Annotated in this window: 22 protein-coding genes and 2 tRNA genes; 21 read left to right on the top strand and 3 right to left on the bottom strand. The window is 67.2% G+C overall.

Annotated features, from left to right (window positions below; translation table 11 throughout):
- Positions 1-3 precede the first annotated feature (3 nt).
- Complete coding sequence (locus tag ABIA73_RS18625) at positions 4-1,152, bottom strand: pyridoxal phosphate-dependent aminotransferase (RefSeq protein WP_032978768.1); 1,149 nt, start codon at positions 1,150-1,152, stop codon at positions 4-6.
- A gap of 113 nt (positions 1,153-1,265) precedes the next feature.
- On the opposite strand from ABIA73_RS18625, the gene ccmA reads away from it, so the two are divergent.
- The 11 genes from ccmA to ABIA73_RS18570 all read left to right on the top strand — a co-directional run bounded on the left by ccmA (position 1,266) and on the right by ABIA73_RS18570 (position 9,740).
- The gene (gene ccmA / locus ABIA73_RS18620) at positions 1,266-1,997 is read left to right on the top strand and encodes a heme ABC exporter ATP-binding protein CcmA (protein WP_415847018.1); all 732 of its coding nucleotides are present in this window, start codon (positions 1,266-1,268) and stop codon (positions 1,995-1,997) included.
- The gene (gene ccmB, locus ABIA73_RS18615; protein ID WP_025876478.1) at positions 1,994-2,689 is read left to right on the top strand and encodes a heme exporter protein CcmB; all 696 of its coding nucleotides are present in this window, start codon (positions 1,994-1,996) and stop codon (positions 2,687-2,689) included. Before ccmA ends, ccmB begins: the two co-directional genes overlap by 4 nt.
- 43 nt (positions 2,690-2,732) lie before the next feature.
- Positions 2,733-3,497, top strand: a complete 765-nt coding sequence (gene ccmC, locus ABIA73_RS18610) for a heme ABC transporter permease CcmC (protein WP_025876477.1) — start codon at positions 2,733-2,735, stop codon at positions 3,495-3,497.
- Positions 3,494-3,679, top strand: a complete 186-nt coding sequence (gene ccmD / locus ABIA73_RS18605; protein ID WP_025876476.1) for a heme exporter protein CcmD — start codon at positions 3,494-3,496, stop codon at positions 3,677-3,679. Before ccmC ends, ccmD begins: the two co-directional genes overlap by 4 nt.
- The gene (ccmE, locus tag ABIA73_RS18600) at positions 3,676-4,137 is read left to right on the top strand and encodes a cytochrome c maturation protein CcmE (protein WP_025876474.1); all 462 of its coding nucleotides are present in this window, start codon (positions 3,676-3,678) and stop codon (positions 4,135-4,137) included. Before ccmD ends, ccmE begins: the two co-directional genes overlap by 4 nt.
- On the top strand, positions 4,138-6,057 hold the full coding sequence (locus tag ABIA73_RS18595) for a heme lyase CcmF/NrfE family subunit (RefSeq protein WP_025876472.1): 1,920 nt from the start codon (positions 4,138-4,140) through the stop codon (positions 6,055-6,057). It abuts the gene before it with no gap.
- A 9-nt stretch (positions 6,058-6,066) separates the two neighbouring features.
- Complete coding sequence (locus ABIA73_RS18590) at positions 6,067-6,684, top strand: DsbE family thiol:disulfide interchange protein (RefSeq protein ID WP_025876469.1); 618 nt, start codon at positions 6,067-6,069, stop codon at positions 6,682-6,684.
- A 4-nt stretch (positions 6,685-6,688) separates the two neighbouring features.
- Positions 6,689-7,147: a cytochrome c-type biogenesis protein gene (locus ABIA73_RS18585; protein WP_428701884.1), complete on the top strand. Its 459-nt coding sequence runs from the start codon at positions 6,689-6,691 to the stop codon at positions 7,145-7,147.
- Complete coding sequence (locus ABIA73_RS18580) at positions 7,141-8,130, top strand: tetratricopeptide repeat protein (protein ID WP_025876465.1); 990 nt, start codon at positions 7,141-7,143, stop codon at positions 8,128-8,130. Before ABIA73_RS18585 ends, ABIA73_RS18580 begins: the two co-directional genes overlap by 7 nt.
- 153 nt (positions 8,131-8,283) lie before the next feature.
- Positions 8,284-9,396: a homoserine O-acetyltransferase MetX gene (metX, locus tag ABIA73_RS18575; protein WP_032978763.1), complete on the top strand. Its 1,113-nt coding sequence runs from the start codon at positions 8,284-8,286 to the stop codon at positions 9,394-9,396.
- Positions 9,396-9,740 (top strand): DUF1294 domain-containing protein, encoded by a 345-nt coding sequence (locus ABIA73_RS18570; protein WP_059064663.1) that lies wholly within the window; start codon positions 9,396-9,398, stop codon positions 9,738-9,740. Before metX ends, ABIA73_RS18570 begins: the two co-directional genes overlap by 1 nt.
- Positions 9,741-9,790: 50 nt before the next feature.
- On the opposite strand, the gene cydC is transcribed toward ABIA73_RS18570, so the two are convergent.
- A complete protein-coding gene (gene cydC / locus ABIA73_RS18565; RefSeq protein WP_032978757.1) occupies positions 9,791-11,470 on the bottom strand; it encodes a thiol reductant ABC exporter subunit CydC in 1,680 nt (559 codons plus the stop codon).
- Positions 11,467-13,212: a thiol reductant ABC exporter subunit CydD gene (gene cydD, locus ABIA73_RS18560; protein WP_354276146.1), complete on the bottom strand. Its 1,746-nt coding sequence runs from the start codon at positions 13,210-13,212 to the stop codon at positions 11,467-11,469. The genes cydC and cydD overlap by 4 nt, the downstream gene beginning before the upstream one ends.
- A gap of 228 nt (positions 13,213-13,440) precedes the next feature.
- Here cydD and ABIA73_RS18555 point away from each other — a divergent pair, with 228 nt between their 5' ends.
- The 10 genes from ABIA73_RS18555 (at position 13,441) to pgaD (ending at position 24,211) form a co-directional block, all read left to right on the top strand.
- A complete protein-coding gene (locus ABIA73_RS18555; protein WP_025876455.1) occupies positions 13,441-15,024 on the top strand; it encodes a cytochrome ubiquinol oxidase subunit I in 1,584 nt (527 codons plus the stop codon).
- A gap of 15 nt (positions 15,025-15,039) precedes the next feature.
- Positions 15,040-16,194 carry a cytochrome d ubiquinol oxidase subunit II gene (cydB, locus tag ABIA73_RS18550; RefSeq protein WP_025876453.1) on the top strand — a complete coding sequence of 385 codons (1,155 nt, stop codon included), beginning with the start codon at positions 15,040-15,042 and terminating at the stop codon, positions 16,192-16,194.
- Between the two features lie 54 nt (positions 16,195-16,248).
- A complete protein-coding gene (cydX, locus tag ABIA73_RS18545; RefSeq protein ID WP_025876452.1) occupies positions 16,249-16,362 on the top strand; it encodes a cytochrome bd-I oxidase subunit CydX in 114 nt (37 codons plus the stop codon).
- 57 nt (positions 16,363-16,419) lie between these two features.
- Positions 16,420-16,496: transfer RNA gene (locus ABIA73_RS18540), tRNA-Pro, on the top strand.
- 138 nt (positions 16,497-16,634) lie between these two features.
- Positions 16,635-16,711, top strand: a tRNA-Pro gene (locus ABIA73_RS18535).
- Between the two features lie 227 nt (positions 16,712-16,938).
- Positions 16,939-18,144 carry a CynX/NimT family MFS transporter gene (locus ABIA73_RS18530; protein ID WP_088101727.1) on the top strand — a complete coding sequence of 402 codons (1,206 nt, stop codon included), beginning with the start codon at positions 16,939-16,941 and terminating at the stop codon, positions 18,142-18,144.
- Positions 18,145-18,519: 375 nt separating this feature from the next.
- Entirely contained in the window at positions 18,520-20,559 is a 2,040-nt protein-coding gene (pgaA, locus tag ABIA73_RS18525) for a poly-beta-1,6 N-acetyl-D-glucosamine export porin PgaA (protein WP_354276145.1), read from the top strand.
- A 1-nt stretch (position 20,560) separates the two neighbouring features.
- On the top strand, positions 20,561-22,468 hold the full coding sequence (pgaB, locus tag ABIA73_RS18520) for a poly-beta-1,6-N-acetyl-D-glucosamine N-deacetylase PgaB (protein WP_025876446.1): 1,908 nt from the start codon (positions 20,561-20,563) through the stop codon (positions 22,466-22,468).
- Between the two features lie 7 nt (positions 22,469-22,475).
- The gene (gene pgaC, locus ABIA73_RS18515; RefSeq protein ID WP_189914630.1) at positions 22,476-23,723 is read left to right on the top strand and encodes a poly-beta-1,6-N-acetyl-D-glucosamine synthase; all 1,248 of its coding nucleotides are present in this window, start codon (positions 22,476-22,478) and stop codon (positions 23,721-23,723) included.
- Positions 23,720-24,211, top strand: a complete 492-nt coding sequence (gene pgaD / locus ABIA73_RS18510) for a poly-beta-1,6-N-acetyl-D-glucosamine biosynthesis protein PgaD (RefSeq protein WP_025876441.1) — start codon at positions 23,720-23,722, stop codon at positions 24,209-24,211. Before pgaC ends, pgaD begins: the two co-directional genes overlap by 4 nt.
- Positions 24,212-24,377: the final 166 nt, after the last annotated feature.

Below are 24,377 nucleotides of genomic sequence, written 5' to 3'. Positions count from 1 at the left end.
CGCTCACAGCAGGCGCAGGCGTTCGATCGCCGCGTCCAGGGTGGCCTCGTTCTTGGCGAAGCACAGGCGCACCAGGCGCTGGCCGACCGGCGCGGTTTCGTAGAACGGCGACAGCGGAATGGCGGTGACGCCCTTCTCGATGGTCAGCCACTTCACGAACTCATGGTCCGGCAGGTCACTGATGGCCGAATAGTCGACCAGCTGGAAGTAGCCGCCGGGCACCGGCAGCGCCTTCAGGCGGGTACCGGCCAGCTGCTCGCGGAACCGGTCGCGCTTGGCTTCATAGAACGCGCCCAGTTGCAGATGATGCTGCGGCTCGTCGCGGATCATCGCGGCGAAACCGTACTGCGCCGGGCCGAAGCTGGTGAAGGTGTTGTACTGGTGCACCTTGCGGAACTCAGCGGTCATCGCCGCTGGCGCCACCGCATAACCGATCTTCCAGCCGGTGCAGTGATAGGTCTTGCCGAAGCTGGAGATGACGAAGGTGCGCTCGCGCAGTTCCGGGTAGCGCAGCGCCGATTCGTGGCGACGGCCGTCGTAGATGATGTGCTCGTACACTTCATCGGATATCAGGTAGATCTGCGTGCCGCGCAGCACATCGGCCAGCGCCTGCATGTCGGCCTCGTCCAGCATCGCGCCGGACGGGTTGTGCGGGGTGTTGACCATCAGCAGGCGGGTGCGCGGGGTGATCGCCGCGCGCACGCGGTCCCAGTCCACCGCGAAGGTCTGCGGGTCCAGCGGCACGTGCACGGCGGTGGCGCCGGCCAGTTCGATCGCCGGTTCATAGCAGTCGTAGGCCGGGTCGAGCACGATCACTTCCTCGCCGGCACGCACCACGGCGTGGATGGCGTTGAAGATCGCCTCGGTGGCGCCGCTGGTGACGGTGATCTCGGTGTCCGGATCGATCGTCGCGCCGTACAGGTCCAGCGACTTCTGCGCGATGGCCTGGCGCAGCGGTGCCACGCCGGTCATCGGCGGGTACTGGTTCAGGCCCGCGGCCATCGCCTTGCTGGTCTCGTCGATCAGGCGCTGCGGCGCGGAGAAATCCGGGAACCCCTGGCCGAGGTTGACCGCGCCGTGTTCGGCGGCGAGCTGGGACATCACGGTGAAGATCGTGGTACCGACCTTGGGCAGCTTGGTGTTCGGTTGCATCGGCCTGGGCTGTGGGGAAACAAGGGCTGGAAGTGTACGAAATCCCGACCCGGCCTGCGGCGCCGACGGTAGCGCCGGGTCATACCCGGCGGCTCTTTGCACATGCCGCACCGATGGCAAGCCGCGCTGCGCGCTCGCCGGGCATGGCCCGGCGCTACCGGGTCACATTCACCGCTACAATTGCTGCCGCACTCCCGCATGAAGACCCCTGCGCCTTGAACACCCCTGCATTGCTGGCCGCCAGCGGCCTGAGCTTCTCCCGCAATGACGAGCCGGTGTTCGGCCCGCTGGACTTCCATGTGGATGCCGGCGAGGCGCTGCTGGTGCAGGGCGGCAACGGTGCCGGCAAGACCACCCTGCTGCGCGTGCTGTCGGGCCTGGCGCGCCCGGGCGCGGGCCAGGTGCTGATCGATGGCAGGCCGGCCAGCAACGCCGAGCGTGCGCGCTATGTCGCCTACCTCAGCCACCTGCCGGCGCTGAAGCCGGACCTGGACACGCTGGAGAACCTGCATTTCCTGTGCGGCCTGCACGGCCGCCGCGCACGGCAGATGCCGGGCAATGCGCTGGCCATCGTCGGCCTGGCCGGCTACGAGGACACCCTGGTGCGGCATCTGTCGGCCGGACAGAAACGGCGGCTGGCGCTGGCCCGCATCTGGTTGTCGCCGGCACCGCTGTGGCTGCTCGACGAACCCTATGCCAACCTCGACCTGGAAGGCATCAACCTGGTCAACCGGATGATTTCCGCACACCTGCGCAGTGGTGGCGCCGCCCTGGTCACCACGCATGGCGCCTATGCCGCCCCGCCGGTACGCACCCGCCAGCTCGATCTGGGGGGTGAAGCATGATCGCGCCAGGCACCGAACCAGGCCTGTGGCAGACCGCCCGCGCGCTGATTGCGCGCGACCTGCGCCTGCTCTGGCGGCGTCGCGGCGATGCCCTGCAGCCGGTGCTGTTCGCCCTGCTGGTGGTGGTGCTGTTCGCACTGGCCCAGGGCCGGGACCCGCAGCCGCTGGCCGCCACCGCCGGTGCGGTGCTGTGGTTGGCGGTACTGCTGGCCGGGCAGCTGGCGCTGGATTCGCTGTTCCGCTCCGACGCCGAAGACGGTTCGCTCGAACAATGGCTGCTGGCGCCGGTGCCACTGGCATGGCTGGTGCTGGTGCGGGTGCTGCTGCATTGGGCGACCACCGCCCTGCCACTGATCCTGCTGAGCCCGTTGCTGGCGGAAATGCTGCATCTGCCGCATGACCAGCTGCCGATGTTGCTGGCATCGTTGCTGCTGGGAACACCGTTGTTGAGCCTGATCGGTGGCGTGGTCGCTGCACTGACCGTCGGCATCCGGCGCTCTGGTATTCTCGTGGCGTTGCTGTCGTTGCCGTTGTACGTACCGGTGCTTGTCTTCGGTGCCGGCAGCCTGGCGGCAGCCAGCCGCGGGCAGGACCCGGTCGGTGCGCTGCTGATGCTGGGCGCTGGACTGGTGATCGCCCTGGTGCTGGCACCGCTGGCCACCGCTGCTGCGATCCGTATTTCTCTGAGTTGACCGAGCTGAGAGCCAATCCACCCCTGCTGGATAGCCGCCACGCATGAATCCGATCGTCCGCTGGTTCCATCAACTCGGTTCGCCCCCGACCTTCGATCGTTTCGCCGCACGCTGGTCCCGCGTGTTCTACGCTGCGGCGGTTCCGGTGCTGCTGATCGGCCTGTGGCAGGGCCTGTTCGTGGCACCGCCGGAACAGAACCAGCACGACGCCTTCCGCATCATCTACATCCATGTACCCAGCGCCTGGATGAGCCTGTTCGTGTTCGCGCTGATGGCCGCCTACGCCGCCATCGCGCTGATCTGGCGCATCAAGATCTGCGAGATCCTGGCGATGGCCTGTGCGCCGATGGGCGCCGGCTTCACCCTGATCACCCTGCTGACCGGCAGCATCTGGGGCAAGGGCACCTGGGGCACCTGGTGGGACTGGGACCCGCGCATGACCAGCGAGCTGATCCTGCTGTTCCTGTACCTGGGCGTGATCGGCCTGTACCACGCCATCGAAGACCGCCGCAGTGCCGCACGCGCGGCCGGCCTGCTGGCCATCGTCGGCGTGGGCCTGCTGCCGATCATCCGCTATTCGGTGGACTGGTGGGGCGCGCTGCACCAGCGCCAGTCGATCAACGTGTTCGGCGAGAACGCCGTGCGGCCGGAACTGATCGCCCCGCTGTGGTGGATGGTGGTCGCCACCAAACTGTGGTTCGTCGGCTCGCTGCTGGCCAAGGCGCGCGCCGACAACATCGCGCGCGAGGCCGGCAAGGCCTGGATCGGCGAGCGCTTCGGCACCGCGGATGGGGAGGCACGGCGATGACCCACCTGCCCTACCTCATCGCCGCCTTCGCGGTGTTCCTGCTGGTGCTGGCCTGCGATGCGCTGGGCTCGTGGCTGCGCCTGCGCAGCGCCCGACAGCTGGCGCAGCGCCGCCAGCAGCGGCTGCAGGCGCGTGGCAACGCGTCGGCACCGGCGCCGCTTGCCACCGAGCTCAGCCGATGACGCCGGTACAGCGACGCCGCATGATCTGGGTGCTCCTGCTGTTGCTGGCCTCCGGGCTGGCCACCACGCTGGTGGCCTTCGCCCTGCAGCGCAACATCGCCTACCTGTACACGCCTTCGGAAGTGCTGCGCGGGGACGTGGATGCGCAGTCCCGCTTCCGCCTGGGCGGCATGGTGGTGAAGGGGTCCTTCGATCGACCCAGCGGCTCGCTGCAGGCCCACTTCGTGGTCACCGACGGCGATGCAACGCTCCCGGTCAGTACCGACCGCATCCTGCCGGACATGTTCCGCGAGGGGACCGCCGTGGTCGCCAGCGGTCGCCTGCAGGACGGTACCTTCGTCGCCGACGAGGTGCTGGCCAAGCACGATGAGAACTACGTGCCCAAGGAAGTGGCCGACAAGATGGGCGATGCGCATCGCAAGCACGATGTGCCGGTCACGGCGCCCGAGGCGCGCTGAGTGCTTCCCGAATTCGGTCAGATCCTCCTGCTGTGCGCGCTGCTGGCCTCGCTGCTGCAGGCGGTGCTGCCGCTGGTGGGCGCGCAGCGCGGCAATGACGCATGGATGGCCGTTGCCCGCCCGGCGGCCTTTGCCCAGCTGGTGCTGCTGGCCGGCGCCTTCGCCGTACTGACGGCGGCCTTCGTGCAACAGGATTTCTCGGTGCGCTACGTCGCCGAGAATTCCAATTCGCTGCTGCCGTTGATCTACCGCTATTCGGCGGTGTGGGGAGCGCACGAAGGCTCGCTGCTGATGTGGGCGCTGGTGCTGGCGCTGTGGACCGGTGCAGTGGCGCTGTTTTCGCGCCACCTGCCGGCACCGGTACAGGCGCGCGTGCTGGCGGTGATGGGCGTGGTCAGCGTCGGCTTCCTCGCCTTCCTGATCTTCACCTCCAATCCGTTCCTGCGCTTGAACCCGGTGCCACTGGAAGGCCGTGACCTCAACCCGTTGCTGCAGGATCCGGGGCTGATCATCCATCCGCCGATGCTGTACCTGGGCTACGTCGGCTTTGCGGTGCCGTTCGCCTTCGCCGTGGCGGCACTGCTGGAAGGCCGTGTCGATGCACGCTGGCAACGCTGGACGCGGCCCTGGACCAATGTCGCTTGGGGCTTCCTCACGCTGGGCATCGCACTGGGCAGCTGGTGGGCGTACTACGAGCTGGGCTGGGGCGGCTGGTGGTTCTGGGACCCGGTCGAGAACGCCAGCTTCATGCCCTGGCTGGTCGGCGCGGCGCTGATCCATTCGCAGGCGGTGACCGAAAAGCGCGGCACCTTCGGCAGCTGGACGCTGCTGCTGGCCATCGCGGCGTTCGCGCTGTCGCTGCTGGGCACCTTCCTGGTCCGCTCCGGCGTGCTGACCAGCGTGCATTCGTTCGCGGCCGATCCCTCGCGTGGGCTGTTCATCCTGATCTTCCTGTCGGTGCTGGTGGGGGGCAGCCTGCTGCTGTATGCGCTGCGTGCGCCACGGCTGGCCGTGGATGCCGGTGATCCGCGCCGTGGCTTCACCGCGACCTCGCGGGAAACCCTGCTGCTTGCCAACAACCTGCTGCTGGCCAGCGCCTGCGCGATGGTCCTGCTCGGCACCCTCTACCCACTGCTGGCCGATGCGCTGTCGCTGGGCAAGATCTCGGTGGGCCCACCGTACTTCGGCAGCCTGTTCCTGCTGCTGATGGCACCGATGGTGATGCTGCTGCCGTTCGGTCCGCTGGTGAAGTGGCAGCGCGACCAACCCTCGCGCGCACTGGCATTGCTGTTGCCATGGGCGGGGCTGGCTGTGCTGCTTGGCGCCTGGGCCTGGTGGCAGGCGCCGCAGAATGGCTGGAAGGCCGGCATCGGCGTTGCGGCTGCGGCCTGGGTTGGGCTGGGCACCGCCCGGTTCGTCTGGCAGCGCCTGCGTGGCAATGGCCGCTTCACTGCCGAAATGCTTGGCATGATCGTCGCCCATGCCGGTGTCGCGGTGTTCCTGGCCGGCGCGCTGCTGGTGGAAGCGTTGAACGTGCAGCGCGAAGTGGCGCTGTCGCCGGGCCAGCAGGTGGTGGTCGCCGGGCACGAAGTGCGCTTCGAGGGCGTGGACCACCGCGAAGGCCCCAATTTCATCGCTGATCGCGGCCATCTGCGGGTGCTGCGCGATGGTCGCGAGCTGGCCCTGCTGCATCCAGAGAAGCGCCAGTACGCCAGCGGCGGCCAGGTGATGACCGAAGCGGGCATCGATGCACGACTCAGCGGTGATGTCTACGTGGCATTGGGCGAGCCGCTGGGCAACAATGCATGGGCGGTACGGGTGCACATCAAGCCCTTCGTGCGCTGGATCTGGCTGGGCGCGCTGTTGATGGCCCTGGGCGGATTCATCACCGCTGCCGATCGCCGCTTTCGTCGTCCGTAGGAGTCCCCCATGTCCGAGTCACCCGCCCCACGCCCTTCCCGCCCGCTGCCGCCGGTAGCCATCGTGATCGGCGTCCTGTTCTTCTTCGGCCTGCTTGGCCTGATGATCTACGGGGTGATGAAATCGGGCGATCCGCAGCGCGACGTGCTGCCCTCGGCATTGATCGACAAGCCGGCGCCGGCGTTCGCGCTGCCGGTGCTGCATGACCCGCAGATGATCGTGCGCAGCGAGGAGCTGCGTGGCGCGCCGTACCTGCTCAACGTCTGGGGCAGCTGGTGCGCGGCCTGCCGTGAAGAACATCCGGTGCTGACCCGCTTCGCCGAGAGCAAGCGCGTACGCGTGATCGGCTACAACTGGAAGGATGAACCGACCGACGCGCTGCACTGGCTGGAACAGCTGGGCAACCCGTTCATGGTCGTGTTGAGCGACATCGAAGGCCGCACCGCCATCGACTGGGGTGTGACGGCAGCACCGGAGACCTTCCTGGTCGATGGCAGTGGCATCGTGCGCTGGAAGTACAGCGGCGCGATGACCCAGCAGGTGGTCGATGAGAAGTTGATTCCGGCGCTGGAAAAGCTTGAAAAGGCCCAGGGCGATGCTGGCAATACCCTGCACGCCTCGCCGTAAGCGCATGCGCTGGCTGCTGCCGCTGCTGCTGGCGATGACCCTGGCGCTGCCAAACTCCGGCCTCGCCCAACAACCGGTGCATGATGCGCGGCCGCTGATGTTCCGCGATGCAGCCGAGGAGACGCGCTTCCACGACCTGGCTGCGCAGTTGCGCTGCGTGCAGTGCCAGAACCAGTCACTGGCCGATTCCAACGCGCAGATCGCGCAGGACCTGCGGCGCGAAGTGCTGCAGTTGATGCAGCAGGGCCTCGACGATGCGGCCATCAAGCAGTTCCTGGTCGCCCGCTATGGCGAGTTCGTGCTCTATCAACCGCCACTGCAACCGGGCACCTGGCTGCTGTGGGGCGGCCCGCTGCTGGTACTGGGTGGCGGCGCGCTGGTGGTGATGGGCATCGTCCGTCGCCGTAGTCGGCAGATGAATGCATCCGCTGCAGCGGACCCAACCGAGGGAGAGGACTGGTGACGCACTGGTTGCCGATGGTCGCCGCAGTGGCCGCTGCGCTGTTGGCGGCCGTGGTGCTGTGGCCGCTGCGCCAGCATGGCCGTCGCAGCTTCGTGCTGGGGGTGGTGGCACTGGGCGTGGCCGGTGCCTGCCTGTACCTGCTGGTCGGCAATCCCCGCGCCGCACAGGTGCAGCCCGCGCCTTCGGTCGCCACGTTGCGTGACGGTGTAGAGGCGCTGCAGCAGGCGCTGCAGCGTGACCCGCAACGCGCCGATGGCTGGGCGCTGCTGGGTCGTTCGCAGGCCGAGCTTGGCAATGCCGCCGCCGCGGCCGACGCCTTCAACCGCGCCGCAGCACTGGCACCGGACGAACCGGGCGTGCTGGTCGAGGCCGCGCAGGCACGCGCCCAGGCCGATCCTGGCAAGCAGTTCGATGACACCGCGCTGGCATGGCTGCAGCGCGCACGTACCTTGTCGCCCGACGCCGAACGCGCAAGCTGGCTGCTTGGCATTGCCCTGCGCCAGCGGGGCCGCAATGCCGAGGCCGCCGAACTCTGGAGCACGCTGCTGCCACGCCTGGAGCCGGGTGCCGCGCAGGCGCTGCAGGCGCAGATCGCCATCGCCCGCGAGGCGGCCGGCCAGCCGTCGCACGCACCGGCCGCCGCCCCCGCGCTGCTGCAGGTACGGGTGCAGCTGCCCGCATCGTTGAAGGCGGGTGACTGGCCGGCCAGCACCCAGGTCTTCGTGCTGGCACGCGCTGTGGGCGGCCCGCCGATGCCGGTGGCTGCACGCAAGCTGCCCCTGGCCGGCTTTCCTGCAACGGTCGGCCTCGGCGACGGCGACAGCCCGATGCCGACGGCACCGTTGTCGGCACATCGCGAAGTGGAAGTACTGGCGCGTATTTCGCGCAGCGGCAGCGCCAACCGCAGCGAAGACGACCTGCAGACCACGCCGGTCAAGGTCAGCCTGCCGCATGACGGTGTGGTTGAGCTGCAGTTCCCGTAACGTACACGCGCCGCTGCGCTCGCCGGGCATGGCCCGGCGCTATCCACGCGCACCACCGGTAGCGCCGGGCCATGCCCGGCGGATTCACGCTCAGCCCGTTGACGGAAACCAGCGTGTCGCCAGCTGTACACGCCGCCCCGCTAGAATGGCCGCATGACCGAATTCATTCCTCCGGGCACCCGCTTCCATGCCCTGCCCTCGCCCTTTCCGTGCAAACGCGGCGGTGTCCTGCACGGCGCGCACGTGGCCTACGAGACCTGGGGCGCGCTGGACGAAGAGGCCAGCAACGCGATCCTGATCGTCACCGGCCTGTCGCCGGATGCGCATGCCGCGGCCAACGAAGCCAACCCTGCGCCAGGCTGGTGGGAGGCCATGCTCGGCCCCGGCAAACCGATCGATACCGACCGCTGGTTCGTGGTCTGCGTGAACTCGCTGGGCAGCTGCAAGGGTTCCACCGGCCCGGCCTCGATCAATCCGGCCAACGGCGAGCTGTATCGCCTGGATTTCCCGGAACTGTCCATCGAAGACGGCGCACGCGCGGCGATCGACGTGGTGCGCGCACTGGGCATCGGACAACTCGCCTGCGTGATCGGCAATTCGATGGGCGGGATGACGGCGCTGGCGGTGTTGCTGCTGCACCCGGGCATCGCCCGCAGCCATATCAACATTTCCGGCAGCGCGCAGGCCCTGCCGTTCTCGATCGCCATCCGTTCGCTGCAGCGCGAAGCGATCCGCTTGGACCCGCGCTGGAACGGTGGCCACTACGACGATGAGGCGTACCCGGAATCGGGCATGCGCATGGCACGCAAGCTGGGCGTGATCACCTACCGCTCGGCGCTGGAATGGGATGGCCGCTTCGGTCGCGTGCGGCTGGATTCAGACCAGACCGACGATGATCCATTCGGCCTGGAATTCCAGGTCGAGAGCTATCTGGAAGGCCATGCACGCCGGTTCGTGCGCTTCTTCGACCCCAACTGCTATCTGTACCTGAGCCGCTCGATGGACTGGTTCGATCTGGCCGAGTATGGCGATGGCGATGTGCTGGCCGGACTGGCCAGCATCCGCGTCGGCAAGGCACTGGCGATCGGCGCCAACACCGACATCCTGTTCCCTGTACAGCAGCAGCAACAGGTCGCCGATGGCCTGCGCGCTGGTGGCGCGGACGCGCGTTTCATCGGCCTGGAATCGCCCCAGGGTCATGACGCGTTCCTGGTCGACTTCGAACGTTTCGGCCCGGCCGTGCGCGGCTTCCTCGACGAACTGTAGTGGCGTGGCGGCGCAATTTCGCACTGGCCGCGTTCGGTGCGTTGATCGGCTTGACCGCAACCGGCGTGTTTCCGCTCTGGCTGGGCGCATGGTGCGTGCTGGCCAGTGCGGTGTCGTTCGGCCTGTATGGGCACGACAAGCGCGCCGCGCAGCGAAAACAGCAGAGGACGCCCGAACGCACGCTGCAGCTGCTGGCCTTTGCCGGCGGCTGGCCCGGCGCGCTGCTCGGCCAGGCGCTGTTCCGCCATAAACATCGCAAGGCGCCGTTCCAGTGGGTGTTCTGGTTATGCGTGCTGGCCAACGTGGCCTCGATCGCGGTGATGCTGCGCGCGTTTTCGCGGTAGCTGCCCTGTAGATCCACGCCACGCGTGGATATGCCGACCAAGGTCGGCATCTACCGAAGCGGTTCGCGGACCAGCACCCCGTCCACCAACCGGTACTGCACATCCACCACACCCGCGGGCAGGTCATCGTGGGTGATCATCAGCAGGCTGCGCCCTTCCAGCAGTGCTGGCAGGTCCTGCAGCAGCGCGCGCGCGGTATCCACGTCCAGGCCTTCGGTGGGCTCATCCACCAGCAGGATCGGCGCATTGCGCAGCAGCGCACGGGCCAGCGCCAGGCGACGCGCCTGGCCGGCCGACATCGTTGCACCGTTCTCGCCCACCCACGCCTGCAGGCCGCCGTTGCGCTCGGCCCATTCACCCAGCCGTACCCGTTGCAGCACCGCCCACAACGCTTCGTCGCTGGCCTCGGGATCGCCCAGCCGCAGGTTCGCGGCCACGCTGCCGGCAAACACCGGCGCGTTCTGCGGCAGCCACGCAAGGTGCCGGTGCCAGTCGGCCTGGGCGACATCGCGCAGGTCCTGGCCACCGTAGGTCAGCCGCCCCTGCTGCGGATCCCACAGCCGCAGCAGCAGGCTCGACAAGGTGGTCTTGCCGCTGCCGCTGTCGCCACGGATGGCGATGCGCTCGCCCGGTGCCAGCGTCAGCTGCAGGCCACGCAGCACCGGCCGTGCGGCGCCCGGCCACTGGAAGTGCACATCGTCCCAATGCACGGTCGCCGCCGGCGCCAGCGGCTGCGGCGACACCGGCTCCTGCACCGAAGGTGCCTGCTCGACGATGCCCTGCAGGCGCGCGGCCGCAATGCGGCCCGATTGCAGCGACTGCCAGGCCAGGCCCATGCCCGCCCACAGTTCGATCATCGCAACGGTCAGGAACACCAGCCCGGCGGCCATTTCCGGCGCGATGCGCTGTTGTTCGGCCGCATGCAGCGCCAGTGCCAGCATCGCCACCAGGCCGAGCCCGGCCAGCACACCATGCAGCGTTGATGCAGCGATCAGCCGCAGGCGTCGACGACGATCGCGCGAGGCCACCTGCTTGGCCGCCACCCGCACCTTCAACTGCCAGGCATTGCCAGCGTTGAGCGCGGCCAGATCAGCCGCCCCTTCCAGCCCCTCGAATGCCGCCGTGCGCAACGCTGCGCGATGTGCGGCGCGGTCGGCCTCTTCGCTGTCATGGCCCCTCACGCCCAGCCACGGCACGCCAATGCCGATCAGCAACGCCAGTACCGCCAGCAGCACCGCTGCCGATGGCAGGATCAACGCTGCCGAGCCCACGCCCACCAACGTCAACGCGCCCAGCGCCAGCAACGGGCCGATGGCACGCACCAGCAGGCCATCGATTTCGCCGATGTCACCCAGCAGCCGCGCCAGCAGATCGCCGGTGCGGGTTGCACCCAGCCGTGCCGGGGCCAGTGGCAGCGCGCGGCGGAAGAACCATACGCGCAGGTCGCGGGCGATGCGCAGGGTGGCGTCATGCCCCACCAGCTTTTCGAAGTAGCGCGATGCGATGCGCGCCATGGTCAGGCCGCGGATGCCGGCCGACGGAGTGAAGAAATTGAAGCCCTGGCCAAGGCCCGCTGCACCGGCCAGCGCTGCAGCAGTGAGGAAGCCACCAGACAGGCCCAACAGGGCGGTGCCGGCCAGCATCGTGGTCCACAGCAGCAGCACCGCCAGCAGCAGGCGCGGGCGATGACGCAGGAATACCGTGCGCAGCGAATCGGCAGAGCGGCTCATGCGCGTACCGCCTGCGCCGGCTCAACCAGGCGTCCTTCGGGCAACAGCAGGCAGCGGTCGGCCCAGGCGATCACCGCCGGGCTGTGGGTGGCCACCACCACGCTGCGTCCGCGCGCATAGGCGGCCAGGCTGCGCAGCAGCGCTGCTTCGGTTTCGGCATCGAGAAACGCGGTCGGCTCGTCCAGCAGCAGCACCTGCGGATCGCGCAGCAGCAGGCGCGCCAGGCCGATGCGACGTGCTTCGCCACCGGACAGGCCAAAGCCGCGCTCGCCGATCAGCGTATCCAGCCCCTGCGGCAGGCGCTGTGCGAACTGCAGCACCTGGGCGGCTTCGGCAACGGCGCGCAGGCGCGCGTCGCTGGCACCGGGATCGGCCAGGCGCAGGTTCTCGGCGATGGTGCCGTGGAACAGATAGGGACGCTGGCTGGCATAGGCCACCTGCAGCCCCGGCCGCAGCTGCACCCGGCCCGCACGCGGCGGCAGCCAACCGGCCAGCGCTTCCAGCAACGTGCTCTTGCCGCTGCCACTGGGGCCGACCAGGGCCAGACGCTGGCCCGGTTCCAGCTGCAGGTCCAGGTTCTGCAGCACATCGTGCGCAGCGCCCAACGGACGCAATACCAGACCGTGCGCCTGCAGTGGCGGCAACGCGGCCTCGGCAGGCTCCGGCGTCAGCGGCACAGTGCCGTCGATTGTGCTGGCCTCCTCTTCCGGCAGCGCCTGCAGCAGGCGCTCCACCTCGGCGGCGGCGGCCAGTGCATTGGCGCGGTCGTGATAGTGCGCGGCCAAGCGCCGCAACGGTGCGTAGAACTCCGGTGCCAGCAGCAGGCAGAACAGGCCCGCCCCCAGCGTCGGCACGGTCGCATGCAGCGACATCAGGCCCAGATAGCTCAGGCCCAGATACAAGGCGACCATCGCCACGCTGACCGAGGCAAAGAATTCCAGCACGGTGGACGACAGGAAGGCGATGCGCAGCACCTTCATCGTGCGCACGCGCACACCTTCTGCCGCGGCCTCGATGCCGGCCAGTTCGGCTTCCCCACGGCCATACAGGCGCAGCAGGCCCAGGCCCTTGATGCGATCGGCGAAGTGCCCGCTCATCCGCGCCAGCTCGCCCAGCTGCGCGCGCCCGGCGGCTTCGGCGCCCCAGCCCACCAGCATCATGAAAAACGGCACCAGCGGTGCAGTGAACAGCAGGATCAGTGCAACCACCCAATCGACCCAGGCCACAGCTGCCAGGATCAACAACGGCACCACCACCACTTCGGTGCGCACCGGCAGGAAACCACTGTAGTAATTCTCGATCGCATCGCCGTGATGCAGCATCAACTCGCCCAGTTCACCGGTACGGCGCTGCCGCAGCCACAATGGGCCGTGCCCGAGCAGACGCGCGAAGACACGCTCGCGCAGGGACAGGCGTGCGGCATCGGCAACGTCACCGGCCGCGGCCTGGGTGGCACTGCCCAGCAGGGTGCGCACGACAAGGATCACCGCCAACGCGGCCAGCACCGGCAGGCCCTGGGCCAGCGGCACGCGCTCGACCAGCACCTGCTGCACCAGCCAGGCGATGGCGGCAGCTTGAGCGATCAACAGCGCACCGGACACGCTGATGCACAGCGACGCCAGCCGCTGCCGCCCCTTCGCGGCACGGGCCAGATCGGCCAGCCAGGCGGTACGCACACGCCGCAGGTGGGTCGATTCTTCATCCCGATCAGGGGCGTCAGCGGTCGGTTCGGCAGCGCTCAAGGCTCTTCACAGGCAGCAGGGGGATGGACGGCATTGTAGGCGCAGGCAACAGCCTTCCCCTGCGGCCGGCGGTCGCAGTCTTCATCGGGTTGGCATACGATCCTCCTGAATACCTGTTCATACATTGATCTGGATCAAGGCTGTTTGAAGTAGTCGGTCACATCATTCACCCCGTAGACCACCCTTCCCGCCACCTGCAACGGCACTATCCAACGAGGTAGCCAGGCCATGATTGATCAGACAGTCGTAGAACTGTCGCGGCTGCAATTCGCTCTGACCGCGATGTACCACTTCCTATTCGTACCGCTCACGCTTGGCCTGTCCTTCATGGTGGCCATCATGGAAAGCGTGTACGTCATGACCCGCAAGCAGGTCTGGCGGCAGATGACCCTGTTCTGGGGCACCCTGTTCGGCATCAACTTCGCCATCGGCGTGGCCACCGGCCTGGTGATGGAGTTCCAGTTCGGCATGAACTGGTCGTACTACAGCCACTACGTGGGTGACATCTTCGGTGCGCCGCTGGCCATCGAAGGCCTGATGGCGTTCTTCCTGGAAGCGACCTTCATCGGCCTGTTCTTCTTCGGCTGGAAGCGCCTGAGCCCGGTCAAGCACCTCACCGTGACCTGGCTGATGGCGCTGGGCACCAACCTGTCGGCGGTGTGGATCCTGATCGCCAACGGCTGGATGCAGAACCCGACCGGTGCGGTGTTCAACCCCGAAACCATGCGCATGGAAGTGGTGGACTTCGCCGCGGTGCTGCTGAACCCGGTGGCGCAGGCCAAGTTCGTGCACACCGTCAGTGCCGGTTACGTGACCGGTGCGATCTTCGTGATGTCCATCAGCGCCCTGTACCTGCTGCGCAACAAGCACAGGGACATGGCCCGCCGTTCGTTCGCGGTCGCCGCAGCCTTCGGCCTGCTGTCCTCGCTGTCGGTGGTGGTGCTGGGTGACGAGAGCGGCTATGCCGCCAGCGAGCACCAGAAGATGAAGCTGGCGGCGATCGAAGCGATGTGGGAGACCGAGCGTGCGCCGGCCGACTTCACCGCCTTCGGCATTCCCAACCAGGACACCCACACCAACGACTACGCGATCAAGATCCCGTACCTGATGGGCCTGATCGCCACCCGTTCGCTGGACCAGCCGATTCCGGGCATCCTGGAACTGGTGGAGCGCGCGGAGCACCGCATCCGCGGTGGCCAGATCGCATACGGTGCGCTGGAACGGGTGAAGAAGGACAAGAACGATCTCGAAGCACGCGAGATGTTCGATCGCCATTGGCAGGACCTCGGCCATGGCCTGCTGCTGAAGCGTTACCGCGAGGACATCCTCAACGCGACGCCGGAGGAAATCTCCAAGGCCGCGATGGATACCGTACCGCGCGTGGCGCCGCTGTTCTGGACCTTCCGCATCATGGCCGGGTTGGGCTTCTACCTGATCGCCTTCTTCGCGCTGGCCTTCTACTTCTCGTGCCGCAACAACTTCCAGGACAAGCGCTGGTTCCTGAAGCTGGCGGTGTGGAGCCTGCCGGCGCCGTGGATCGCGATCGAATGCGGTTGGTTCGTGGCCGAGTACGGCCGCCAGCCGTGGGCGGTGGATGGCGTGCTGCCCACTTTCTACGCGGCATCGGGCCTGGCACTGCATGAAATCCTGACCACGCTGGCGGTGTTCACCAGCCTGTACACGGTGCTGCTGATCATCGAAATCAAGCTGATGCTGAAGGCGGTCCGCAAGGGCCCGGACGACATCCTGCCGACGCTGCAGGCCGACATCCGCCCTGTTTCCCCCAATGCCGTTGCCCCCGGCCAGGCCTGAGGCAGGAGAATCCAGATGGAATTCATTGCACTTGATTACACCACGCTCCGCGTGATCTGGTGGCTGCTGCTCGGCATCCTGCTGGTCGGCTGGGCCGTCATGGATGGTTTCGACCTTGGCGTCGGCACGCTGCTGCCGTTCGTGGCAAAGACCGATGAAGAACGCCGGCTGGTGATCAACACCGTCGGCCCGGTCTGGGAAGGCAACCAGGTCTGGTTGGTGCTGGGTGGCGGCGCGATCTTCGCCGCATGGCCGCCGCTGTATGCGGTCAGCTTCTCCGGCTTCTACCTGGCGGTGTTTGCGATGCTGTTCGGGCTGATCCTGCGCCCGGTCGGCTTCAAGTACCGCAGCAAGTTGCCGTCCAAGCGCTGGCGCGACAACTGGGACCGCGTGCTGTTCGTCGGTGGCCTGCTGCCGGGCCTGATTGCCGGCGTCGCCGTGGGCAACGTACTGCTGGGTGTGCCGTTCCACTTCGATGACACCCTGCGCGTGACCTACACCGGTTCGTTCTTCGGCCTGCTGACACCGTTCGCGCTCATCGCCGGCCTGATCAGCGTGGCCATGCTGGTGTCGCACGGTGCGGCCATGCTGGTGCTGAAGACCGACGGCCCGGTGGCCGAACGTGCGGCGCGCTATGGCAGCATCGCCGCCATCATCAGCTTCGTGCTGTTCGCCGCTGCCGGCGCCTGGGTGGCCTTCGGCCTGCCGGGCTACCAGATCACTTCGCAGGTGGTGACCGACGGGCCGACCAATCCGCTGCTGAAGACCGCCGAACTGGGGTCCGCCGCAGGTGGCTGGCTGCGCAACTACAGCAGCATGCCGGCAACGCTGGTGTTCCCGGTGCTGGGCCTGCTGGGTGCGCTTGCCAGCGCGGTGCTGCTTCGCGCGCGTCGTGGCGGCCTGGCCTTCATCGCCTCGGGCGCGTCCATTGCCGGCATCATCCTCACCGTCGGCTTTGCGATCTTCCCGTTCCTGCTGCCGTCCTCCAGCCAGCCCACCTCCAGCCTGACCGTCTGGGACAGTTCGTCCAGCCACCTCACGCTGTGGGTCATGCTGCTGGCCACGGCCATCTTCCTGCCGATCATCCTCGCCTACACCACGTGGGTGTACCGCGTGCTGAAGGGCAAGACGACGGTCGAGGACATGGACGACAACCCCAACGCGTACTGATTGCCCGTGTGCCGGCCCAGGGTCGGCACACCCCTCGCACACAGGAGATTGACCATGTGGTATTTCGCTTGGATTCTCGGCGCCGGCCTGGCTTCGGTCGTGGCCATCCTCAACGGGATGTGGTTCGAAGCGCGCGAAAGCGCCCGCGCCGACAAGGAAGTGCGTTGAAACTGTAAAAAAAGGGTTGCCGATACGGCCTTCACACCGTATTCTTGGCGGCTCCTTCGGGGTGTAGCTCAGTCTGGTAGAGCGCTACGTTCGGGACGTAGAGGTCGCAGGTTCGAATCCTGTCTCCCCGACCACTTCGGTGGTCGCATTGAAGCCTGGTGAAGTCTTCCAGGCTTTTTTGTTCCCGCAGGAGTCGCTGCCACGGCAGCGAAGCAGAACGGTCTTCCCCCTTGCCGCCACCGGGGGAAATGGCTAGAATAGGCGGCTCCCTTCGGGGTGTAGCTCAGTCTGGTAGAGCGCTACGTTCGGGACGTAGAGGTCGCAGGTTCGAATCCTGTCTCCCCGACCACTCCGGTGGTCACCAAGAAGCCTGGAAGACATCAGTGTCCTCCGGGTTTTTTTGTACCTGGAATCCGGGACACCCGGCTACGCCGCCATCAGCAGATGCCGCCGGGGACCTGACCCGGCCCGGCCACGTACAATGGCCGCCACTCCCCCACCTGCCACACCGGCCGCGCCCGGTGCGGGCGCTGCACGTCATTCTGCATGGCGTGCGCCACCTGCAAGGAACACCGCATGACCTCGCCCACCTCCCCTTCGCCATCACTGCTGCACGGGCGCGTGCTGGCGTTCGCCGCGATCCTGCTGGCGGCGGTCAACCTGCGTACCGCCGTCACCTCCATCACCCCGTTGCTGGACGTGCTGGGCCAGCAGTTCGGCTTCGGCACCACCATGACCGGCGTACTGGGCATGCTGCCGACCGCGTCGTTCGCTCTGTTCGGCGTCGCCACCCCGGCGCTGGCACGACGCCTGGGCCTTGAGCGCACCACCCTGCTGGCGATGCTGATGGCTGCCGCCGGCCTGCTGCTGCGCTCCAGCGCCGGCAATGTCGGCACCCTGCTGCTGGGCTCGGTGATCGCACTGGCGGGCATGGGCATCGGCAACGTGGTGGTGCCGCCGTTGGTGAAGCGCTACTTCGCCAACAAGGTCGGCACCATGAGCACGCTGTACATCAGCGTGCTGCAGCTGGGCACGATGATGCCGGCACTGTTGGCGGTGCCGGTGGCCAACGCCGCAGGCTGGCGGGTGTCGCTGGGCATGTGGGCGCTGCTGGCACTGGCTGCGACCCTGCCATGGATGCTGCTGGCACGCAGTGCGCCCAGGCCGGTACTGGACAGCAACGACCCCACCGCGCAGCCGCACGGCAAGGTCTGGCGTACGTCGTTGGGCTGGAGCATGACGCTGATGTTCGGCATGACCTCGCTGATGACCTATTCGATGTTCACCTGGCTGCCGCGCATCGTGGTCGAAGCCGGCGCCACGCCCGCCTTCGGCGGGGTGATGGTTGCGGTGTTTTCGGCACTGGGCCTGCTGCCATCGCTGGTGATCCCATCGCTGGCGGTGCGCCTGCAGAATCCCTTCCCGCTGGTGCTGATCGGCTTCTCCGCCTTCGTCATCGCCTTCGCCGGCCTGCTGTTCGCCCCGATGAAGGCGCCGTTGCTGTGGGCCTGCCTGCTGGGCGTCGGGCCGTCCACGTTCCCGCTGGCGCTGACCCTGATCAATCTGCGCACGCGCACCCCCACCGGTTCGGCGGCCCTGTCCGGCTTCATGCAGGGCGTGGGCTACAGCTTCAGCTGCCTGGGCCCGTTCCTGGTCGGCTGGCTGCATACCGTCAGCGAGGGCTGGACCCTGCCCTTCGCCTTCCTGTTCGGCTGCGCGCTGCTGATGCTGTGCGCCTCGTGGGTGGCCTGCAAGCCGCGCAAGCTGGAAGACCTGTGGTGACCGGACCGGCGGGCTGACGCCCGCCGCCGTGAAGCTGGACCCACACACCCCACTACCGCGATCTACACACCGCCACCGCAGCGGGTGACGTAGCGTGTCCAAAGCTGACCCGTTTCGTGTCCAGAACCGGCCCTGCCAGCGTGGTACGCCCCCACAGGGCGGCCCCGGGCTGCCCCGCGCCGTTCCACAGTGGACAGCAGAAAAGTGTATGCGCGACAACGCGTTGCGACAGGGCTGGCCGGTCATCCAAGGACTCTCCGTCAACAAGGTACGGATAGGAAGTAGGCGCTTTGGCAGAGCGTCAGCTATAGTTGGCATGTGATGTGCGTCACACTTTTGAGCACATCGTTCAGCAATGGATGCTTAGGGGGTCTCATGGTTGTTCATCGTCCGCTGGCGCTGTGCGTCGGCCTGGCCTGCGCCACTCTGGCGTGCTGGGCCCACGCGGCCTCGCCGCCCACCGTCATCACGCGCGCCGACCGGCTCGCCGAGATCGGGCACTACCGTGACCAGGCACGCTGGGTCGATGCACTGGCAGCGATCGAGCGGGCGCAGCTGCGCGAGCCCAACGACGACCTGCTGTACAAGCTGCAGGTCCTGACCCTGGGCGACATCGGCAACGCCCATCGCGCCTGGCGGCTTTACCAGGCCCGGCCCAACCTGTTCGACCAGGACCAGAAAGCGCGGCTGGAGGCCAACTACGTGGCCAAGCTGGTCAACTGGAGCCTGGCCTACGGGGAAAGCGAAGACACCCGGCTGGTCGAGGCCGAGGCTTCGCTGGCGGAAATGGAGCAGTACGTCGAGCGCGATGGCACCGCGCAGGCGCAGGCGCCGCTGCGTATCCGCATGGACCGGCTGATCCTGCTCAACCGCCTGGCCCGCCACGCGCAGGTGCGCGACGAGGCGCGGGCGCTGCAGCGCGAAGGCCATGCCCTGCCCGATTACGTGCTGCCAGCCGTAGGCGACTCGCTGATGGCCACGCAGAACCCGGAGGAGGCCATTCCCTTGCTGGAGGCCGCCGCAAAGAACGATCCCTCACGCTTCGAGACACGCTCGGAGCTGGCCTATGCCTATCTGGAAACCGAGCAGGCGGAGAAGGCGGTGGGCTACCTGCAGGCCTGGCAGAAGGACGAACCGGCCTGGCGCTGGGGCGGCGGCAAGACCCCCTTCCAGAACTGGGCGCGTTACGAGGCCGACCTGAACCTGGGGATGGTGCGGGCCTACAGCGGCGACCTGCCCACGGCCCAGCGCGAACTGGAAGCCCTGGTCGAGGTCGGCCCGGGCAATGGCAGCCTGCAGACTTCACTGGGCAGCGTCTACCAGATGCGCGGCTGGCCACGGCGGGCGCTTGAGCGCCACCAGATGGCCTATACCCTGGACCCGCGTGACATCGCGCCGCGCCTGGGCATGTACGAATCCTACGTGCAGCTGCAACGCGACGACCTGGCGCGGCCGCTGCATGACGACCTGCTGGCACGCTATCCAAGCCAGCCGGCGGTGCAACGCATGGACCGCGACTGGCGCGCCCATCGCGGCTGGCAGCTGCTGGCCAAGGTCGAGGGTGGCCGCAGTTCCGGCGGTGGCGGCACCTCGCCGCTGGGCAACGACGACCTGCACTACGGCGTGGAAGTGGCCTCGCCGGTTCTCAACGACCGCTGGCGCCTGTTTGCCTTCGCCGACCGCCGTTCGGTCAGCTTCCAGGACCAGGACATCGATCCGCTGTGGATCGGCGCCGGCGTGCGCTACCGCTTCGACCGCCTCGATGCCGAGGCAGCGGTGATGCGCCCCAACGACAGCATCGGCGACACCGGCCTGCGCGGCGGCTTCGGCTGGCAGTTCAATGATCGCTGGCACGCCGGCGTGACCGCTGCCCGCAATGATCCGGAAGCCTCGATGCAGGCACGCGTGGCCGGCATCACCGCCGACAGCGTTGCGGTTGCAGTGGACTACACGCGCAACGAGCGCACCCACTGGAGCTTCGGTGGCAGCCAGTTCCGTTACGACGATGGCAACCGCCGCGATACGCTGAACAGTGCGATCGAACAACGGCTGTTGACCCGCCCGCGCCTGTTGATCGATGGCCTGGGCAGCGTCTACACCAGCCGTGGCAGCCGCGACGATGCGCCCTACTTCAACCCCTCGCGGGATCGCTCGGTGGAAGTGGGCCTGCGCATCGACCAACAGCTGTGGCGCCATTACGAGCGCCACTTCCGCCATCGCCTGACGGTGTCGGTGGGCAACTACTGGCAGGAAGGTTTTGGCAGTTCAATCATTCCGACCGTGGCCTATCGCCACGAATGGCAGTTCGATCAAGGGCGGATCCTCGAGTACGGCGTGAGTTGGTCGCGGCCGGTCTACGACGGCCAACGTGAACGACATTTCGGCTTCGATGCCGCGCTGCGCTGGGGAGAATGAGATGGAACGGATGCTTCGCAACCTGACGACCGTACTGCTGCTGGCGCTGCTGGCCCTCGCCCTGCCTGCCGCAGCCCAGCGCGCCAGCTCGGCCGCGGAACTGGACGCGGCCGACAACGGCCTGCTGGTCCTCAGCTACCACGACGTGCGCGATGATGTGCTGGAAAAATCCGACGGCGATGCCTACGCGGTCAGCACGCAGAACTTCGCCGCGCACCTGGACTGGCTGTCCGCGCATGGCTATCACCCGGTCTCGCTGTCACAGCTGATCAAGGCCTCGCGCGGTGAAGCAACGCTGCCGCCGCGGCCGGTGCTGCTGACCTTCGACGACGGCCTGCGCAGCGTGTACAGCCGCGTCTATCCGCTGCTGCGCGCGTACAACTATCCGGCGCTGGTGGCGGTGATCACCGACTACGTCGACATGGCACCGGGCCGCACCATCGACTACGGCTACCGTCCCTTCGGCCATGACGACTTCCTGACCTGGGACCAGCTGCGCGAGATGCAGGCCAGCGGCCTGATCGAACTAGCCAGCCATACCGACAACCTGCACCACGGCGTGCAGTCCAACCCACAGGGCAACCAGACCCCGGCGGTGATCACCCGCATCTACGACCCCAAGGCGCAGCGCTATGAAAGCGCGCAGGAGTACGAGAAGCGCCTGCGCGACGATCTCGGCCGCAGCGTGCAGCGCATCGAGAAGGAACTGGGTGTACGCCCGAAAGCGATCGTCTGGCCGTATGCCGCCTACAACCAGTTGAGCAACGACATCGCCGAGCAGCTGGGCATGCCGGTGTCCTTCGACCTGGAAGGTCGCAGCACGCCGGTGACGGCCGACCTGCATGGCCTGGCACGCCTGCTGGTGACCAGCAATCCGAACATCACCTCGCTGGCCTTCGAGCTGCGCCGCAACGTCAATCTGGACGGCACCCGTGCACTGCAGATCGATATGGACTCGGTCTACGACAGTGACCCTGCACAGCAGGCGCGCAACCTGGATGCGCTGATCGAGCGGGTGAAGCGGATCGGCCCGACCCATGTCTACCTGCAGGCCTTCGCCGATCCGGACGGCAACAACACCGCCGATGCCCTGTACTTCCCGAACCGCCACCTGCCGATGCGCGCGGACCTGTTCAACCGCGTCGCCTGGCAGCTGAAAACCCGTGCCGGGGTGAAGGTGTATGCGTGGTTGCCGGTGCTGGGCTATGAACTGCCCGACGCCGCGCAGCGTGCGGCGCTGGGCATCCAGAGCCCGGAACGCGATGGCATGTACCGCCTGGATTTCACCAAGCCGCAGGCACGGCAGATCATCAAGGACATCTACGAAGACCTGGCGATCAATTCGTATTTCGAAGGCCTGCTGTTCCACGATGACGGCTACGTGCGCGATACCGAACTGGCCCAGCTGCCGCAGGAAGGCAGCGACGGCGGCCGCACCCAGGCGCTGATTGATTTCACCCTGGAACTGCGTGACAGCGCACAACGCTGGCGCCCCAAGCTGGGCACCGTGCGCAACCTGTACGCGCAGCCGGTGCTGGAGCCGCAGAGCGCGGCGTGGTTCGCCCAGCGCCTGGACCTGTTCAACAAGGCCTACGACCGCACCGCGCTGATGGCGATGCCATGGATGGAAGGCAGCCGCCGCCCGCAGCGTTGGCTGGACAAGCTGGTGGTGGCCGTGCGTGCGCACGACCCCGAGCTGAAGCACACGATGTTCGAGCTGCAGACCGTGGACTGGCGCACGCAGCGGCCGATCAGCGGCGAACAGCTGCGCGCGCAGATCCGCCGCCTGCAGGCACAGGGCGTGCGCCATTTCGCGTGGTACCCGGACGATTTCATCGCCGACAAGCCGTCGACCCAGGATGCACGCGCGGCGATGTCCGCGCGCAACTTCCCGTACCCGGAGAAGTGACGTGGACATGAATCCGTGGCTCAACGCCATGTTCCAGTTCGCCTTCTTCTACCCCATGGTGATGGCGTTCTTCTGGATGTCCGGGGGCCTGTACTACTTCTTCCGCCGTGAGCGGAAGTCGCGGCCGCGCAACGACCCACCACCGATGGCGGAGTATCCGTTCGCCAGCCTGCTGATCCCGTGCCACAACGAATCGGCGAACCTGGACGACACCCTCGGCGCGGCATTGGCCCAGCGCTATCCGGACTTTGAGGTGATCGCCATCAACGATGGCAGCACCGACGACACCGGCACCCGCCTGGACGCGCTTGCAGCGCTTCATCCGCGCCTGCGCGTGGTCCACCTGGACCGCAACCTGGGCAAGGCCAACGCGTTGCGCATGGGCGCGCTGGCCGCGAGATCGGAGTACCTGGTGTGCATCGATGGTGATGCCATGCTGGAAGAGTTCGCCATGCACTGGATGGTCTGGCACCTGACCAGCGGCCCACGCGTGGGTGCGGTGACCGGCAACCCGCGCATCCGCAACCGCTCCACCCTGCTCGGCCGCCTGCAGGTGGCGGAGTTCTCCTCGATCATCGGCATGATCAAGCGCGCCCAACGCGTGTACGGCCGCATCTTCACCGTGTCCGGCGTCATTGCCGCGTTCCGTCGCACCGCCCTGCATCGCATCGGCTACTGGGCCGATGACATGGTCACCGAGGACATCGACATCAGCTGGCGGCTGCAGCTGGATCATTGGGACATCCGTTACGAGCCCAATGCGCTGTGCTTCATCCTGATGCCGGAAACGCTGAAGGGCCTGTGGCGGCAGCGACTGCGCTGGGCACAGGGCGGCGTGGAAGTCCTGCTGCGCCACGGCTCCTCGTTGTTCAGCTGGCGCAAGCGGCGGATGTGGGGCGTGCTGCTGGAATACATCCTCAGCGTGCTGTGGGCCTACACCATGCTGGTGATCATCCTGCTGTGGGCAGTGGGCAAGTTCATCCCGATGCCGCCGTCGCTGTACATCGACACGTTGCTGCCGCAATGGCATGGCGTGATCCTGGCCCTGGTCTGCCTGCTGCAGTTCGCCAGCAGCCTGATCATCGACAGGCGTTACGAAACGCATATCGGCCGCAACTATTTCTGGGTCATCTGGTACCCGATGGCGTACTGGTTGATCAGCCTGTTCACCACGCTGGTGGCGCTGCCGAAGACCCTTCTCCGGCGGCGTGGCAAGCGAGCCACCTGGGTCAGCCCAGACAGAGGTATCCGATGAACGCACATCGCCAGACGACTGCCAGGACGCCGTCCAACCGCTTCGACTCGCGCCTGATCCAGAAGCCGCGCAAGCAGCCCCGCCTGCAACGCACTGCCTGGGGCTTTGTGACCCTGGCATTCTGGGGGTTCTACTTCTACCTGTGGGCACCGCTGGTCACGCTGGTGTCCTGGTTGCTCGGTGGGCAGCTGGCGTGGCTGCAGCTGTACGAGCGCAAGCAGCATCTGGACCCGTTCGTGATCATCGCCCTGCCGGTGATCCTGGCGTGCTGTGCGCTGCTGCTGATCGCCTGGGCCGAGTACAACCGCTACCGCTTCTCCGGCAAGGAACGGCGCGGCCCGCACGAGGACGCAAGTCGTGCGGAGATCGCCCATTCGCTGGGTGCCAGCGATCAGCTTGCCGAACAGATGTTCGGTGCCAAGGCCATCACCCTGCACATGGATGAGCATGCACGGCCGCTGGGCATGACCGCGCAGCTGTTGAGGTAACGGGGGTTCGGCCGGGCGGCGCCCGGCACCCGCAGAGGCCGAAGCAACAGCAACAGCTGGCATTCCGTGGGAGGCGGGGCGGTGTCGGATTGCGGGGACGCCGCAAGTACGTCCTTGTAGGCTTGGCAGCCGCATCCATGCGGCTGACACCCCGCAATCCGACACC

This window comes from Stenotrophomonas sp. 2694, assembly GCF_040548715.1.
Classification (GTDB): Bacteria; Pseudomonadota; Gammaproteobacteria; order Xanthomonadales; family Xanthomonadaceae; genus Stenotrophomonas; species Stenotrophomonas indicatrix.
This window is presented reverse-complemented; position numbering and strand designations above follow the sequence as displayed.